The sequence below is a fragment of the Ktedonobacter racemifer DSM 44963 genome (genome assembly GCF_000178855.1).
Lineage (GTDB): Bacteria > Chloroflexota > Ktedonobacteria > Ktedonobacterales > Ktedonobacteraceae > Ktedonobacter > Ktedonobacter racemifer.
Genome location: NZ_ADVG01000003.1, coordinates 1,569,564 through 1,582,818, shown reverse-complemented (window position 1 = coordinate 1,582,818; position 13,255 = coordinate 1,569,564). Strand labels below are relative to the sequence as shown.

Genomic DNA, 13,255 nt, shown 5'->3' with positions numbered 1-13,255 from the left:
GCGTTCATTTCCTTTCAATGCTTGTTGCCTTCGAACAGTTCCTAATTGCTCTGAAAGTCGAGGCCCCGATGGCTCCGGATTGCGGTGCTCACGCAGCGCGTGTGCATGTGCTCGCGCGCGAAAAGGGAGGAGCGAATTACTGCTCATTGTGAGCAGAAGCAGTCCAGCTTTCGCCTCGGGCAGATCTCCGGTATCAATCCCTTTTCATGTATAAGACACCAATGTGGTCCCAAACTCATCGCAGGCGACCGGCAAACATGGGGAGTCGGGACGAAAAAGGAGTCACATCAAGCAGGCCCATGATCTCGGTGTCGGTTACTTTCTCGGACTCGTCATTGACGAGCAGCAGCGAGAGCGTTAGCCGCGAGGTGTTCTCTCGCCCCACTTCCCAACCATCTCGTTAAAGGAATGAAGAGCATGATCATCAAAAAAATCGAGAGAGGTAGGTACTGTAAAATTCTTTGTGTAGTGGAGACAATGAATAAAGAGATATTGCGGAAGATGGAGGAGGAGAAACATGAACATACGCAAAGAGATTCTCGACGAATTGCTCAATTGACGTTTAAACTAAAATAACCTCAGCAATCCTCTCTCAAGGATTGCTGAGGTGGAGTAATGTATCCAAATAGTAAATTGGGTGCTCATCAGCACACCTTTTGAGGCGAAACTGACCCGCATCAGCGCGAAACATGGAAATTGACGATGGAGAATCTAGAGAAGTAGCCCCAGAGACGAATTGTTTCGCACCATTTGGGAAATGGGTGAGGGCAGCGCAGGGTACATCTTGTGGTTACAACATGTGTTGGACGTTTCCCAACTATTCCCATCTCCTTTGCGGTCTGTGTCAGCTTCGCTGGTACTGGGCCTCCATGCCCGTTGAGAGAACGTTACAATGTTGGCACTCCCTCAAGATTGCCTTTCGACTTCCCAGCGAAGCCGGTGCGCATGCTCAACTGGCGCACGCCGTCGTCAATAAGATCGACTCCAAGCAGAGAGGTGACACACCATCTTTCAGTCCCGACTCGGCTTTGTTCTGATTCCGGCGATGACGAGATCGAGCATGCGGTTGGCCCCATCAGGGTCGGACGCATGTTCATTCACCAGGGCGATTCCGTAGACGAGTCGTATCACGTCGAGAATATGGACATCCGTTCGGATTTGTTCTGCGGCCTGGGCGCGGAGCAAGAGTACTTCTCCCGCCTCGTGCATAGCTTTGTTCGCATCATAGATTCTCGTTCCCGGAACGTGCTTGGCAGCCATGATGGCTGCTCCCATGCTCCGCCCTCGAGCCGCGAAGTCCATCTGGAGACGAAGCCAGCTGATCAGGGCGTCGAAAGGGACCGGAGCGCTTGCGAGTTCTTCAGCGTGCGCCCTCAATTCATTGGTCTCATCCAGGAACACGGCTTCAAGGAGATCCTGACGCGTGGGGAAGTGGCGGTACAGCGTTCCGATCGCGACCCCAGCCGACCTGGCAATGTCCTCCAGGACAATGTCAGCGCCGCGCTCCGAGACCGCGACTCGCGCCGTGTTCAGCAGGCTGGCGTAGTTGCGCTGGGCATCAGCTCGCATGGGGCGGTTGGCTGGTGTTGGCTCGTTCATTTTATGCGCCTCCTTTCTGCCTTTGGAGAGTAGTCCTTGACAAAGTGAGGGCCCCTCCGTTAATATAAGGAGGCAACCTCATTTTATCACACTCACGCTTCATCTTACCAGAAGAAGGAGAATTTTCTTATGCGTGTTTTTGTCACAGGAGCAACAAGCTTCATCGGTTCCGCCGTCGTCCGCGAACTCATCGGTGCCGGTCATACGGTCGTCGGCCTTACCCGCTCAGACACTGGTGCCGCAGACCAGCAATGCATTGGTCAATTTTGTATGAACGGATGGGTTGAGAGTCATCTCGTTGGAAGAAACTGTTTGCATAACCTTCTCGCTTCGTAGTATCAGGCGGTGAAGAACTCAACCAGGACAGGAGCAAGGGCTTCCGCCTTGACCATGTGGGTCTGCCCTGCCAGGGTGTGGTAGTTCGCATTGGGCAGTGTCTGTGCCAGCGCTTGCATTGAATGACGCATCCATGTCGGACTTTTCCCCCCATCCATGACCAGCGTAGAGGCGGTGATCGAAGCGCCCAGCGTCCTTGGCAAGGGTTTGCCTGCTCCATAATCGACCAGCGTTCTGATGTCGTACGGGAGCGTGTGCGCAACTGCCTTGAGTTTTGGCCACATCGGCATAAGAGGCATGATGGAGACCATGAAGCCGGGCGTGCCGACCTGCTTCATGAACAGCTTGACCGCCTCCGTGCGCTGATTCTCCACCACCAGCTCTTTGAGGCGGGCGAGGAACGCTTGCGTCACCGGTTTGCCTGTATCGTCAACGACGAACGGTGCTTCATACAACGCCAGTTTCGTAATGCCAGAGAGACGGTTCGCGGCTTCGATCGCCAGCGCGGACCCGGAGGATTGGCCAGCCACAAAGGCTGTTCCACCCACTGCTTCGATGAGGGCTTCGAGATCTTCGACTTCCCGCTCAACAGCGTACGGCAAGGTGTCGCCACTTTCGCCCCGGCCACGGCGATCGTAGGTCACCACAGTAAAGTGCGGTGAAAGCATCGCCGCCAGCGCTTTGCTCGGCCCAAATTCCCGGTAACAGAGCGCGCCATCCACCAGGATGAGAGCCGGTCCCTGGCCGACCTGAGAGTATTCGATAACGGTACCGTCTTTGGAAAGAACGGTGTTCTGTGCGATGACTGTAGCCATTGTCTTTCTGCTACCTTTCTCATACTCGAAAGTGCGCGAACCCACCCTCAAGCGGTCAGTTCTTCCTGCTTCATCGTCGATAGCCAGCGCACGGGAACCTTTGGATCAGCCCTCCCGTTTCGGTCTCACATCAACTCCCCAGGCATTTTACGTCCGGCGGTAGCCACTCTCCAGGACGGCCAGCTTTACGTGTGAAGCTGGCGAAGCTCTTCTGTTGCGAACCACAGCAAATTCAAGGCGGCATTGAGATCCCGGTTGATGACCAGCCCACAGGCCACGCACTCATAGGTGCGGTGTTTGAGCGGCATGCGCTTTTTGACCTGCCCACAGCACGAACAGCGTTTGGTCGAAGCAAACCAGCGAGAGGCGATGAAGAGATCGCCCCCGGCGTTGGCCACTTTGGTCTTGAGGAACTGCAACAATTGCCCCATCGCGGCATCGGCCACCGCACGCGAGAGCTTCCGGTTGGCCATCATCCCCACGATGTTGAGGTCTTCGATGCCAATGGCCCCACAGGTGCGTGCCAGTTCGGTCGTGAACTTGTGCTGCACATCCCGCCGGATGTTGGCGATCTGCTGATGCTTGCGCGCGACCTTGAGTCGTTGCTTCTCATACTGCTTGCTGAACACGGTTCGCTTGGTTTGAGGGTCTTTCGTCTTCTGTTTCTTTGACAGCTTGCGTTGCAGCTTGCCGAGTTTCTTGAGATGGAGCGCCAATGGCCTTTGGTTCTCAAGCCTGCGTCCATCGCTCACCACAGCAGCATGCTTCAAGCCCACATCCCCCACCACTGGGACAGGTTTGGGAGGGCACTCTCTCTTGATCTCGACGTGAACGGAGACGTACCAGTGGCCCGCCTCACAGCTGACGGTCCCCCCCAGAATTTTGACTCGTTCACACACGACGTGCTTGCGCTTGTTGCGCTTCTTCGTGGGAACGCTTGCTTTTCCCTTTTCGACGAAGCGCAGTTTTTCTGCCAGATTGACCGTTCCTAGCTTGCGCAGCAGCTTGCCTCGGTCCTTCTTCGTTTGGCGTTGATCGAGGATGAAGCGGCCAAGCCCGGGGATCGAGATCCAATGGCTTCCCAAGGTAAATTTATCGTTGGAGAGATAAAACGAGTCGTGCGACTTGCCCTTTTTCTTGTACTGCGGGTAGTTCGCTCGGCCCGCAAAGAAGTTGTTATACGCTTTCTTGAGGTCGTCGAAGGCTCCCTCCACCACACATTTCGTGACGTCATAGGTCCATGGGTACTCCTGCTCCCGGATCTCGTTAAATTGCTTCTTGAGTGCGAGGGCATGTGGCGGGTTGAGCAGGCGCTGCTCTTGGGGAACGGTTTCCTGCTCGGCTTTGTACGCCTGATACTGCTTCTCCCATTGTTCCCGCCCCCAGTTGTAGATAAAGCGCCTCGTGCCACAGGCTCGTTTGAGGTACTCCACCTGTTCAGGCGTGGGATGCATCCTGATCTTGTGTGCGATTTTCATCCTTGAGCGCCTTTTCTCACGCGTTGCGGTAGTTCCGCAGGCCATGCAATGGAGGAGCGACGCCCAGAAAGCGTTCGTTTGGCTTTGAGCCTGCCTTCTCGGTCCCAGCGCTGCAACGTTTTCACGCTGACACCCACCTGCTTGGCAAACGGTGCGACTGAGTACATGTAATAATTTTAGTTCACTTTCGCGCACGTTGTCAATACCTAGTACAGATCTCCTTTACTTTGCTTGCAACTCTTGCACATACCCGAGCAGGTAATCCCAGGTCATGCTCATTCCTTGCAGCATACCCATGTCGACAGCGACTGAAAGCGCCGCTGCACTGGTGAACTGGACTCGAGCAATCACGCTCGTTTTACCAGCCTCTTCCGTGAAGATCGCTGTGGTCAGGTGCTCCGGCATACCCTCGATGGGGTTGGCATGCTCGTCGGCGAAGGTCGAGGTATAGACCAGCTTTTCCGGCGGCACGATCTCGCTGTACACACTGCGCGCCCAGTGATCTTGCCCCTCCGGCGAATGCATGCAGTAGTGCCAGATGCCACCAGGCCGCAAGTCGATGGTACAGACGGGAATGGTGAACGGCTGTGGCGCCCACCAGCGCTTGAGATGCTCCGGCTGGGTGAAAACCTGAAACATCAGTGTGCGTGGCGCGGTGAATTGCCGTTCTACGACGAATTCCTGTTCCCCAACACGGGAACTCAAAGAGTGGTAATCAAACATGCTTGTCCTCACTTCGGTTGCTGGTGGGTTGCTCGGTGGCCTGCAATTCCAGTAGGTAATCGTCCAGACGATCGAAGCGTTCTTCCCAGAGGCGACGAAAAGATTGCAGCCAGGACTCCAACTCCTGGAACGGCTCACGTCTCAGCTTATAAATCCTCCGGTTGGCCTGCGGCTGGACCTCTACAATGCCAGCCTCGCTCAGAACCTTGAGATGCTTCGACACCTGCGGCTGCTGTAATCCCAGCCGCTCGGTGATTTCTCCCACTGTCAGAGGGCCATCGCGCAACAGTTCCACAATGTGGAAGCGATTTGGCTCCGTCAGAGCAGTCCAGAGTGTTTTCATACTCCAAGTATACCCGAAAGAGAATATATTCGTCAATGCATATTCTTCAAAAGGAATATTTCGGCTTATCACGAAAGCACACTCAGGAAACATTGATGAGTTGCAAAATCGCTCGTTATCTACTGATCTCTACATAGATTGCTAAACTTTGGAAAAAGGCAAAGAGGCGCAGGGTTTCATCAAGTAGGTGGTACATTGTGCAAATGTTCGAGTGATTTTTGTATGAAACTTCAAACAAGCGACCTGTGCCACCACGTATGGTAGTTCAATTCCAGATCGATGGGGTATGTTTTAGCCATAAAGGTAAGCTATTTTCCCCGAAGGTTGACCATTTGGTATGGACCTGGTGCGAAACCATTCGCTGTGCTTGTTTTTGGCACAAGATGTTTTAAGGATAGGTCAATTGCCCCATGCACTGGAAAGCAAACACATGATATCTTGGCTCTGACACACCTTTAGTGATAAGCTGATCAGTGAGAAAATCGTAGTCGTTGTTCTCTGCGACCAAAGGAAACGGCTTTCGCTCAATAAGCTCATCCTTCACCAAAGTTGTGTATGACCCGCTAAGGTATTGTCAACTTAAGGATTTTTTTGATGAGCTTTCACCACTTCGATGCTACTTTCTCCAAGATGCTTCAGTAAACACTGTCCGAATTAGCGCGTCATTCCCACTTTGAGGCATGTTTCTCTTATATAATCTCTACAATTTTGCTTAAGTTGACAATACCCGTCAAGAAGAGCCTGAGTGTCCGAACTCACCTATGCACAGGATGCGGTGTCGTGCTGGATCGAGATCACAACGCCGCGATGAACATTTTGCAAAAAGCGCTCAGTACCGTAGGGCATACGGGAACTGATGCACCGTTGAGTGCATGAAACGCTTCTGGACAGGAAGGCCGCTACTGTCTCTCAGCAATGGGAGTGAGCAAGCCGCCTGGATGAAGGAAGAATCCCCCTGGATGTATCCGGGGGAGTGTCAAAGGGAATCCTCGGCATTCCCCTGGCCATAAGAAAAACTGAGCATCACCATATATAGAGCGGAATAATAGAGGAAAAGTACTTTTCGGCCCTTTCTCCTATCGCCCTTCTTACGCCAACCTCGCAGTCAATAGCGGTGATATAGGTCTTTACGCTAACAGTCAGACAAAGCCAACTGACGTTAGTTATACGCACGCCAAAATCTGGCTGTTATAAAGCTTCTATTTAATACCAATCCTGACTTTGTAGCTGAAGTACCAGGGGATGGCCTCGGAACCGATATAGCGTTGCGCGGCCTCTCTGAGTTGCGCCAGGCCAATCTCTTCTTCAGTGATTGTGTTCAGCTTGAATTCATGGCTATATCTATTGGTCATGATCATACCTATAAAGCGCTCGGCATTGCCATGCTCGGTGTGATGAAGCAGGAGCTCGCGTGTGAAGCGGAAGTGGCCGCTCGCGTGCATACGCTCCAGGTGCTGCTCCTTGGGCCAGCGCTGGAGATTCTGCTCCAGTTCGCGCTCACGCAAGAGGGCGTCGAAGCGCGCATCGACCTCCTGGTACACTAGCTCAACTTCCCAGCCAAGTGTGGGCGGCCAGGAGTAATCATAGGCGGCGAAGAGGCCACCGGGGCGCAGGATACGCGCGACCTCCGCCAGGGTCGAGGTTGGCTCCATCCAGTGAAAGGATTGAGAGCTGGTCACAATGTCGACGCTCCCGTCGGGTAGGCCAGTCTGGTGGGAGATCCCCTCCTGGAACGCAATGCGCTTAGCATGAGGATGCTTTGCGGCATTGTGTATGGCCTGGTTTCGCATATCGGCGTTGGGTTCAATGCCAATCACACGCTGTGCTCGCTCACCCCACATCATAGTCGAGAGGCCGGTGCCACTACCCAGGTCTACCACCAGGGCAGGCTGAGGAGTGTTGATTAACTGTGTAAGGATATCGACCAGGACTGGTGGCGGGCTGGGGCGCGTCTGGTCATAGAGCGCGGCCTCGCCGGTCCAGATCTCACTCGTATCACTCATGCTCTTTCTCCCTTCATAACTATACATGGGCAAGGTGCGTATCTTTAAATTCGGTCATGTATTTGAGGCCAAAGCCGAGGGCGCGATCCAGGCCGATATGGGCGAACCAGATCAGTGCCAGCAGAAAGGCCAGTTCTTTGCCACCGAGCAGACCATACGCGGCCAGCACTCCCGGTAACAGGTAGGTATGCATAAGATTATAGCAGCGCGCGCCCAGCCTGCTCCCCGCCAGGTAGCCCAGGGCCGAGAGATCAGGAGTGAGCAGCAGCAAGCCAAACAGCCACCAATTGCCTCCATGGAGCGTGTAGAGCACAAGCGAAGCCAGCAGCACTATCGCGCCCTCAAGATGCAGGAGCACACGCGGACTCAAGAGATCCAGAGAGTTGGCTCTCGTTTTTCCCTGCTGACCATTTTCTTGCGTTTGCACATTCAACGTCTCTTCCATGAGTGTCTCTCCTTTCGTCATTACTGCGCCCAGACGTAGGCCAGAATAGTATTGATGATAAAGATCACGGCGAAGGTAATGCTGAGTTCACGGCGTCCGGCGACGAAAAGTGCGGCAACTCCCAGGCCGAAGAGGGCCAGTTTGAGCAACAGGTGCCAGGGTTCAGGAAGCGGCCAATTTGCCCTTGGGGCTTCAAAACAGCCCCAGATGATCGCCACAAGCACAGGGATACCCAGCCCAAGCCCAAACCTGGCGATCGTTCCCCAATTTGTCGTGAAGCCCCAATAGCCAAATGAAGCCAGAAGAGCGAGTTCTAAGAAAAATGCAAGTCCAAGATTGATATTCTTTATAAGTGCTAACATGTAGATGAGTCCTTTCAAATTCTTTCGCCTGGTTTACAATTGATGTTTAGACTACCTAAGTTTCGCCCAAAATAACAACAATCTGGAAGGGAGCAAGCAGCTCCTGCAAGGGATAGAGGAGTGAGTGAGCCAGGGGAGCGTCCTGATTGAGCTCGATCTCAACCACCTGATGCAACGCATTGAAACGGAGCAAACCGCTGACATGAAAGACATCACGCACCATACGCAAGATGCCATAACGATGGATTTTTGGGCTGTTCAGCCAGCGACGTGCCCAGACCACCACGTTGTGAGCCAGTGAGCCGAGCAGCGCCAGCATGTACTGCGCCTCAAAGCGCTTCTTATTGCGTTTCGTCAGTCCCAATCCCTGTTTATCACCCTTGAAGGAGGTTTCGATGCCTCCACCACGCTGATCATAAAAGGTCACATAGGCCAAGAGCACCGCCGTGGGATCAGCCGCTTGCGATGCCTCCCATCCCAGAAGGGGAAGAACCTGCTCAATCGAGAGCGAACACATCAGAATGCCATAAGCAAATGTGCCATCTCTTCTGCGACAGCGTACCGCAATACGTCGCATGGGACGGACGTAGCCAGCGGCTTCCTCGCTCACCCAGCCAAAGGAACGTTCCGACCAGGTGGGGTCCTGGACCCATTCCTTGACCGTTTGAGACAGTCGCGTGATACGTCGTCCCGAGTATTCTTTCGCCATGACCTCGTAGCCTCGGGAGAGCAGCCAATTGAGGTCGTCCTCGGTTCCCGCACCTGCATCGACACGGATAATGGTCCGTCTGCGTTTGGCATCGTCCAATTGCAAGGTCGTCTCAGCAGTCTCTACCAGCGGTTGCAGAGCCTTGATCAGTTGGACATTGCCTGCAAAAAGCTGATCGACCACGACTTCTTCATACTGGGTCGCCAGCACACGACCCAATTGCCGCCCTCGGCGATGATAGAGTCCTGCAAAATAGCCGCGCGTGGCAAACGCCGCTTTTGGTCCACAAGGCATGCCCGTCAGGTCCACGTCCAAGAGTTGAAAAGCGGCCTGATAGTCATGATGAAAGCCTTGGCTCTGAGCGCGGTAGATCTCATCGAGCGCCTGATGCACCTGAAGGACATTTTCCTCAGCACAGGCAGAAAGCGTCTCTTGCACCACCGACTGCTCAGCACAAGAGGTTCGACCGAAGGCTCGTTGCAAGCCCGGATCGGCTCGCAGCCGACTGTTGATTTCTACCAGTCCATGGGCTCCAGCCAACAGACTGATAAACGCATCCATCAGCTTGTCGAGAGGCGTATGCTTGATGGTTTTCTGCCTGATCTGCACTCTCTTGCGGATCGGGCTCAAGACATCCAATTGCTGCAATTTGGCTCCTATGGCGGCCAGGATGGCGCATCCAGTGAAATGGTTCGTTGTTGTTGTGATAGACTCGTTCATGGTGATACTCCTTTTTCTAATGAAAGCTCCTTTGTTCCTTCATTAGCTATGGAGTATCGCTCTGCTTTTTGCAAGCTCTGCACTGGCTCGCTGGACTGTCGTCAATTTGGGCGAAACTTAGGTAGTCTAAACACCAATTACAAGCTTTATTTTCCACTGCCTTGACGTGTATGCAGGTCGTGTAAAAGTAGATCAAGCAAGCGTTTAAAGGTTTCGTTTACATCCAGAGGGAGACCAAAGCCTCCTGCGGTCTCCAGAGTAACGCAACCATGTACGAGGCTGCGCACCATACGGACCGCGTGCAGAGCGTCCTCCTGGCTTAGCATGTAGGCTCCCAGCGCTCGCAAAGCGATCTCTATTCCCCTGCGACCTGCTTCCTGCCACTCGGCATCGCCTGGTTCGGGAGCACGGGCGGTCGCTTCATAGAGGCCAGGACGAGTCCTGCCAAAGTCACGCAGGGTGTGTGCGAGCGCGACCACTGCATCATCCCCCGCCTTCCCCATTATCGCCTGCCCCAGTTGCTCTGTCATTTCTTGTAATCCCAACAGCGCCAGGGCCCGCTGCAAGCCTGCCAGGCCAGAAAAATAGTGATAGAGCGTTGGTGTGCGCACACCCAGGTGCGCGGCCAGCATCGCCATCGTCACCATGTGTAGTCCATGCTCATCCGCCAGTTCTGCCGCAGCCTTCACAATCGCGTCATACTCTAGACCCGCTCTCGGCGCCATGGATATCACTCCCTCTCTATCTTTCATGAGTAGGCATTTATTTAATATATTTATATATTAGTCTAATGTCATTAGACTGTCAAGAGGAAAGTTGGTATCTACAGGATCTCCAATTCTCCTTTGGCGTCTGCCTCGGCTCGCAAGCTTGCCTTTGGGTGTCTGGTTTCTGGTTCTTGAGATCCTGTTTATCCGTTGAGGCTCGTTAAGCCCCCTCCACGCCTTCCCTCATTCCACACTTACACACTCTTCGCGTGCTTTTTCGGCTGTACATCTGCTTCCTTGTGGAGGATGACAGCAACCACAACGAAGAGGATTCCCACAATCTCTATTGGCTTTGGAAGTTGATGCAGGACAACAATACCAATAATGGTAGCAGAGGCTGGGAGTAAGGAGAGCAAGAGTGCATAGGTCGCTCTTGGCAATCGAGCCATTGCCAACTGATCGCAGACGTAGGGGATGACCGAAGAACAAACGCCTACGCCAATACCGGCAAGAAGGAGCAGTGGCTGTGGAAACGCTGGCAAGGCATCCGTGAGTCCAAGTGGACTGACAGCCAGGAGTGCAATGAGCATTGCTGCTCCTAGTCGATCAATTCCAGCAGCACCGCCATCTTCGGCGATGCGGTGTCCAAGCACGATGTAAAGAATGAAAAGGAGACAATTGGCAAAGGCGAAGCCGAATCCTAAAGGGGAACCGCTGAAGCGTGCATCGGTCAAAAGCCATCCCCCTGCAGCGGCTAAGAGCAATGCACTGATGTTACGTGGAGTTCGTGCGCCTAGCGCAGCCAGGGTAATGGGACCAAGAAACTCGATGGCTCCAACTGTGCTCAATGGAATACGGGCAATCGCTAGATAGAAGCATGCATTCATCAGACCGAGCACAACTCCCAGCGCAATCAAAATACGTCGTATTGCCCATGATGTGCTCATAAACAGACGCCATGGGCGACGCCATGCAGCAAAAACAACGGCGGCACTCGCAATACGAAGCCATGCAACTCCAAGGACAGAAACATGAGCAAAAAGGAGGACTGCAAAGGCAGGTCCAAGGTAGCGGAAGAGGGCACTTACCAGAAAGAAAACATGTGGTGGAACTTTTTCCATCATCCCTATTTTTTTCGTAGAAATCATGGTGTTTCCTCTCATTGTTGTTTCTCGTAATGGTACAATGGAAGGAAGCAAAAATACATGGCATATTTGAGGAGATACGGAACATATGGCTGAAGATTTAAAGAAAAAACGCCCTTTTACTTACACTGGGTTCCGTGAGGAGATTGACGCGGTCAATCTCCGCGTGCTGGAAGAACTCCAGCGTGATCCTCGGTTGACTATGTCCGAACTCGGTCGCCGAGTCGGTATGTCTTCTCCTGCCGTCACCGAGCGAGTCCGCCGGTTGGAAGAAACGGGAGTGATTCAAGGCTATCGCTTGGAACTGAATCCTGCGGCACTTGGGCTTCCAATTGCTGCGTATGTTCGTATCCGTCCAAATGCTGGGCAACTTCCCAAGATTGCGGAACTGGCGCAACAGACTCCTGAAGTCGTTGAATGTCACCGCGTCACCGGTGAGGATTGCTTCATTCTCAAAGTTCACATTCCTGCTATTGATCAGCTTGATCGTCTTCTCGATAGTTTCCTTTTCTATGGCTCAACAACGACGACCATTATCCAGTCTACTATTGTTCCTCTGCGTCCCCCGCCACTTCCTGAAGATACATTGCTTGAGTAAAGTTGGAGAACCATCCCCCGAACAACTTGCCCGCTATTTTCACCTGGATGATGAGGATCGTGCCCTCTTTGTCCAGCGTCGTAGAGATCATAACCACTTAGGATTTGCCCTCAAGAACGGACGTTGACTGCATTGAACTTCTGATACAACGCTAGAGAAGCACATCGCCACTTTTTCTTCAAATATTAAGGCAGCACAGCTGTGCTGCCTTAATATTGCTCTGTATTTTTGTCCTCTTCCCTGATATTATAACGAAGGGGAACTCTCTACAAAGGAAGGAACGGACACCGCATGGCACTGCAATTTGGTTTGCTTGTTCCTCAGGGTTGGAACATGGATCTGGCAGGGATCAAGGACCCTATAGAAGCCTACGAAACGATGACGTGTGTTGCTCAAACGGCTGAGGAGGTTGGCTTCGCTTCCGTCTGGCTTGTTGATCACTTTCATACCATCCCACGCCCATCACAAGAGGTCACGTTTGAATGCTGGACTACCACAGCAGCCCTTGCGCGCGATACGACGCGTATACGCATAGGCCAGTTGGTCACCTGCAATGGCTATCGTAACCCTGCGTTGCTCGCAAAAATGGCCAGTACCGTCGATGCGCTCTCGCATGGGCGGCTCAACTTTGGTATCGGAGCAGGCTGGTTTGAGCATGAGTATCGCGCTTATGGATATGACTATCCTGAGGCCCCTGAGCGCCTGCGGCACTTGCGAGAGGCTGTACAGGTTATTCGAGCTATGTGGACTCAGGAGGAAGCCGCTTTTGAAGGAAAATACTACCAGGTACGTGGAGCTATCAATCAGCCCAAAGGTGTGCAAAAGCCGCATATCCCGCTGCTAATTGGCGGCAGCGGCGAGAAAGTCACTCTCAAACTGGTGGCACAATATGGTGATGCCTGTAACGTGGGCGATGACCCTGCCACTATGAAACAGAAGCTTGCCGTACTCAAGGAGCACTGCGAGACGGTTGGACGTGATTACGAGAGCATTCATCGCACATCAACCACATTGTGCCTCATGGCTGACAGTGATGAGCAGGCGAGAGCTTTGCTTCCCCCTGAACGCAAAGCTAGACTTGGAGACAGAGTCAATACTGCTCTGATTGGCAGCCCTGAGACGATTCGCCAACGTCTGGCCGCCTATGAAGCAGCAGGCGTGCAGGAGCTGGTGCTGCGTTTTCTAGATGGAACTAATCTGGAAGCTCTTCGCCGCTTCGCCAGAGAGTTCTTCGCCTGACAAGTAAAACGAACAAGCTTGGATTTCATTGCG

The 13,255-nt window shown here is 53.2% G+C and carries 14 protein-coding genes and 4 pseudogenes; 5 read left to right on the top strand and 13 right to left on the bottom strand.

Annotation, left to right across the window (positions count from 1 at the left end):
* Positions 1-235: 235 nt before the first annotated feature.
* Positions 236-385 (bottom strand): hypothetical protein, encoded by a 150-nt coding sequence (locus KRAC_RS72030; RefSeq protein WP_157507481.1) that lies wholly within the window; start codon positions 383-385, stop codon positions 236-238.
* 626 nt (positions 386-1,011) lie between these two features.
* Positions 1,012-1,599, bottom strand: a complete 588-nt coding sequence (locus KRAC_RS35920) for a TetR/AcrR family transcriptional regulator (RefSeq protein WP_007915941.1) — start codon at positions 1,597-1,599, stop codon at positions 1,012-1,014.
* Between the two features lie 129 nt (positions 1,600-1,728).
* On the opposite strand from KRAC_RS35920, the pseudogene KRAC_RS76600 reads away from it, so the two are divergent.
* Positions 1,729-1,887: pseudogene (locus KRAC_RS76600) on the top strand (NAD-dependent epimerase/dehydratase family protein); the annotation flags it as partial.
* 50 nt (positions 1,888-1,937) lie between these two features.
* On the opposite strand, the gene KRAC_RS35910 reads toward KRAC_RS76600, so the two are convergent.
* The 5 genes and pseudogenes from KRAC_RS35910 to KRAC_RS35895 form a co-directional block, all read right to left on the bottom strand.
* Positions 1,938-2,750, bottom strand: coding sequence for an alpha/beta fold hydrolase (locus KRAC_RS35910; protein ID WP_007915940.1), 813 nt, complete (start codon positions 2,748-2,750; stop codon positions 1,938-1,940).
* A gap of 185 nt (positions 2,751-2,935) precedes the next feature.
* The gene (locus KRAC_RS35905; RefSeq protein WP_007915939.1) at positions 2,936-4,228 is read right to left on the bottom strand and encodes an RNA-guided endonuclease InsQ/TnpB family protein; all 1,293 of its coding nucleotides are present in this window, start codon (positions 4,226-4,228) and stop codon (positions 2,936-2,938) included.
* A gap of 20 nt (positions 4,229-4,248) precedes the next feature.
* Positions 4,249-4,395: pseudogene (locus KRAC_RS76595) on the bottom strand (MerR family DNA-binding transcriptional regulator); the annotation flags it as partial.
* 55 nt (positions 4,396-4,450) lie between these two features.
* Positions 4,451-4,951, bottom strand: coding sequence for an SRPBCC domain-containing protein (locus KRAC_RS35900; RefSeq protein WP_007915936.1), 501 nt, complete (start codon positions 4,949-4,951; stop codon positions 4,451-4,453).
* Positions 4,944-5,294: an ArsR/SmtB family transcription factor gene (locus KRAC_RS35895; protein WP_040446489.1), complete on the bottom strand. Its 351-nt coding sequence runs from the start codon at positions 5,292-5,294 to the stop codon at positions 4,944-4,946. The genes KRAC_RS35900 and KRAC_RS35895 overlap by 8 nt, the downstream gene beginning before the upstream one ends.
* A 729-nt stretch (positions 5,295-6,023) precedes the next feature.
* Here KRAC_RS35895 and KRAC_RS66890 point away from each other — a divergent pair.
* A pseudogene (locus KRAC_RS66890) lies at positions 6,024-6,170 on the top strand (zinc ribbon domain-containing protein); the annotation flags it as partial.
* Positions 6,171-6,493: 323 nt separating this feature from the next.
* Here the strand turns inward: KRAC_RS66890 and KRAC_RS35890 are convergent.
* From KRAC_RS35890 to KRAC_RS35865, 6 genes are all read right to left on the bottom strand, one after another.
* Positions 6,494-7,297, bottom strand: coding sequence for a class I SAM-dependent methyltransferase (locus KRAC_RS35890; RefSeq protein ID WP_007915932.1), 804 nt, complete (start codon positions 7,295-7,297; stop codon positions 6,494-6,496).
* A gap of 19 nt (positions 7,298-7,316) precedes the next feature.
* Positions 7,317-7,742, bottom strand: a complete 426-nt coding sequence (locus KRAC_RS35885) for a DUF4260 domain-containing protein (RefSeq protein ID WP_007915931.1) — start codon at positions 7,740-7,742, stop codon at positions 7,317-7,319.
* A 20-nt stretch (positions 7,743-7,762) separates the two neighbouring features.
* On the bottom strand, positions 7,763-8,104 hold the full coding sequence (locus KRAC_RS35880) for a YrdB family protein (RefSeq protein ID WP_007915929.1): 342 nt from the start codon (positions 8,102-8,104) through the stop codon (positions 7,763-7,765).
* Between the two features lie 55 nt (positions 8,105-8,159).
* Positions 8,160-9,533, bottom strand: coding sequence for a transposase (locus KRAC_RS35875; RefSeq protein ID WP_007915927.1), 1,374 nt, complete (start codon positions 9,531-9,533; stop codon positions 8,160-8,162).
* A gap of 146 nt (positions 9,534-9,679) precedes the next feature.
* A complete protein-coding gene (locus KRAC_RS35870; protein ID WP_007915925.1) occupies positions 9,680-10,258 on the bottom strand; it encodes a TetR/AcrR family transcriptional regulator in 579 nt (192 codons plus the stop codon).
* Between the two features lie 236 nt (positions 10,259-10,494).
* Positions 10,495-11,388, bottom strand: coding sequence for an EamA family transporter (locus KRAC_RS35865; protein WP_007915919.1), 894 nt, complete (start codon positions 11,386-11,388; stop codon positions 10,495-10,497).
* 85 nt (positions 11,389-11,473) lie between these two features.
* Here KRAC_RS35865 and KRAC_RS35860 point away from each other — a divergent pair, with 85 nt between their 5' ends.
* The 3 genes and pseudogenes from KRAC_RS35860 to KRAC_RS35855 all read left to right on the top strand — a co-directional run bounded on the left by KRAC_RS35860 (position 11,474) and on the right by KRAC_RS35855 (position 13,222).
* Positions 11,474-11,983 (top strand): Lrp/AsnC family transcriptional regulator, encoded by a 510-nt coding sequence (locus tag KRAC_RS35860; RefSeq protein ID WP_007915917.1) that lies wholly within the window; start codon positions 11,474-11,476, stop codon positions 11,981-11,983.
* A pseudogene (locus KRAC_RS72020) lies at positions 11,961-12,098 on the top strand (DUF4158 domain-containing protein); the annotation flags it as partial. The gene KRAC_RS35860 and the pseudogene KRAC_RS72020, both read left to right, overlap by 23 nt.
* Before the next feature lie 176 nt (positions 12,099-12,274).
* Positions 12,275-13,222, top strand: coding sequence for an LLM class F420-dependent oxidoreductase (locus KRAC_RS35855; protein WP_007915915.1), 948 nt, complete (start codon positions 12,275-12,277; stop codon positions 13,220-13,222).
* Positions 13,223-13,255 lie beyond the last annotated feature (33 nt).

Excerpts from the sequence above, each read along its gene's own strand:
- KRAC_RS35920 (WP_007915941.1), bottom strand. The coding sequence starts at position 1,599 with ATGAACGAGCCAACACCAGCCAACCGCCCCATGCGAGCTGATGCCCAG.
- KRAC_RS35910 (WP_007915940.1), bottom strand. The coding sequence starts at position 2,750 with ATGGCTACAGTCATCGCACAGAACACCGTTCTTTCCAAAGACGGTACC.
- KRAC_RS35905 (WP_007915939.1), bottom strand. The coding sequence starts at position 4,228 with ATGAAAATCGCACACAAGATCAGGATGCATCCCACGCCTGAACAGGTG.
- KRAC_RS35900 (WP_007915936.1), bottom strand. The coding sequence starts at position 4,951 with ATGTTTGATTACCACTCTTTGAGTTCCCGTGTTGGGGAACAGGAATTC.
- KRAC_RS35895 (WP_040446489.1), bottom strand. The coding sequence starts at position 5,294 with ATGAAAACACTCTGGACTGCTCTGACGGAGCCAAATCGCTTCCACATT.
- KRAC_RS35890 (WP_007915932.1), bottom strand. The coding sequence starts at position 7,297 with ATGAGTGATACGAGTGAGATCTGGACCGGCGAGGCCGCGCTCTATGAC.
- KRAC_RS35885 (WP_007915931.1), bottom strand. The coding sequence starts at position 7,742 with ATGGAAGAGACGTTGAATGTGCAAACGCAAGAAAATGGTCAGCAGGGA.
- KRAC_RS35880 (WP_007915929.1), bottom strand. The coding sequence starts at position 8,104 with ATGTTAGCACTTATAAAGAATATCAATCTTGGACTTGCATTTTTCTTA.
- KRAC_RS35875 (WP_007915927.1), bottom strand. The coding sequence starts at position 9,533 with ATGAACGAGTCTATCACAACAACAACGAACCATTTCACTGGATGCGCC.
- KRAC_RS35870 (WP_007915925.1), bottom strand. The coding sequence starts at position 10,258 with ATGGCGCCGAGAGCGGGTCTAGAGTATGACGCGATTGTGAAGGCTGCG.
- KRAC_RS35865 (WP_007915919.1), bottom strand. The coding sequence starts at position 11,388 with ATGATTTCTACGAAAAAAATAGGGATGATGGAAAAAGTTCCACCACAT.
- KRAC_RS35860 (WP_007915917.1), top strand. The coding sequence starts at position 11,474 with ATGGCTGAAGATTTAAAGAAAAAACGCCCTTTTACTTACACTGGGTTC.
- KRAC_RS35855 (WP_007915915.1), top strand. The coding sequence starts at position 12,275 with ATGGCACTGCAATTTGGTTTGCTTGTTCCTCAGGGTTGGAACATGGAT.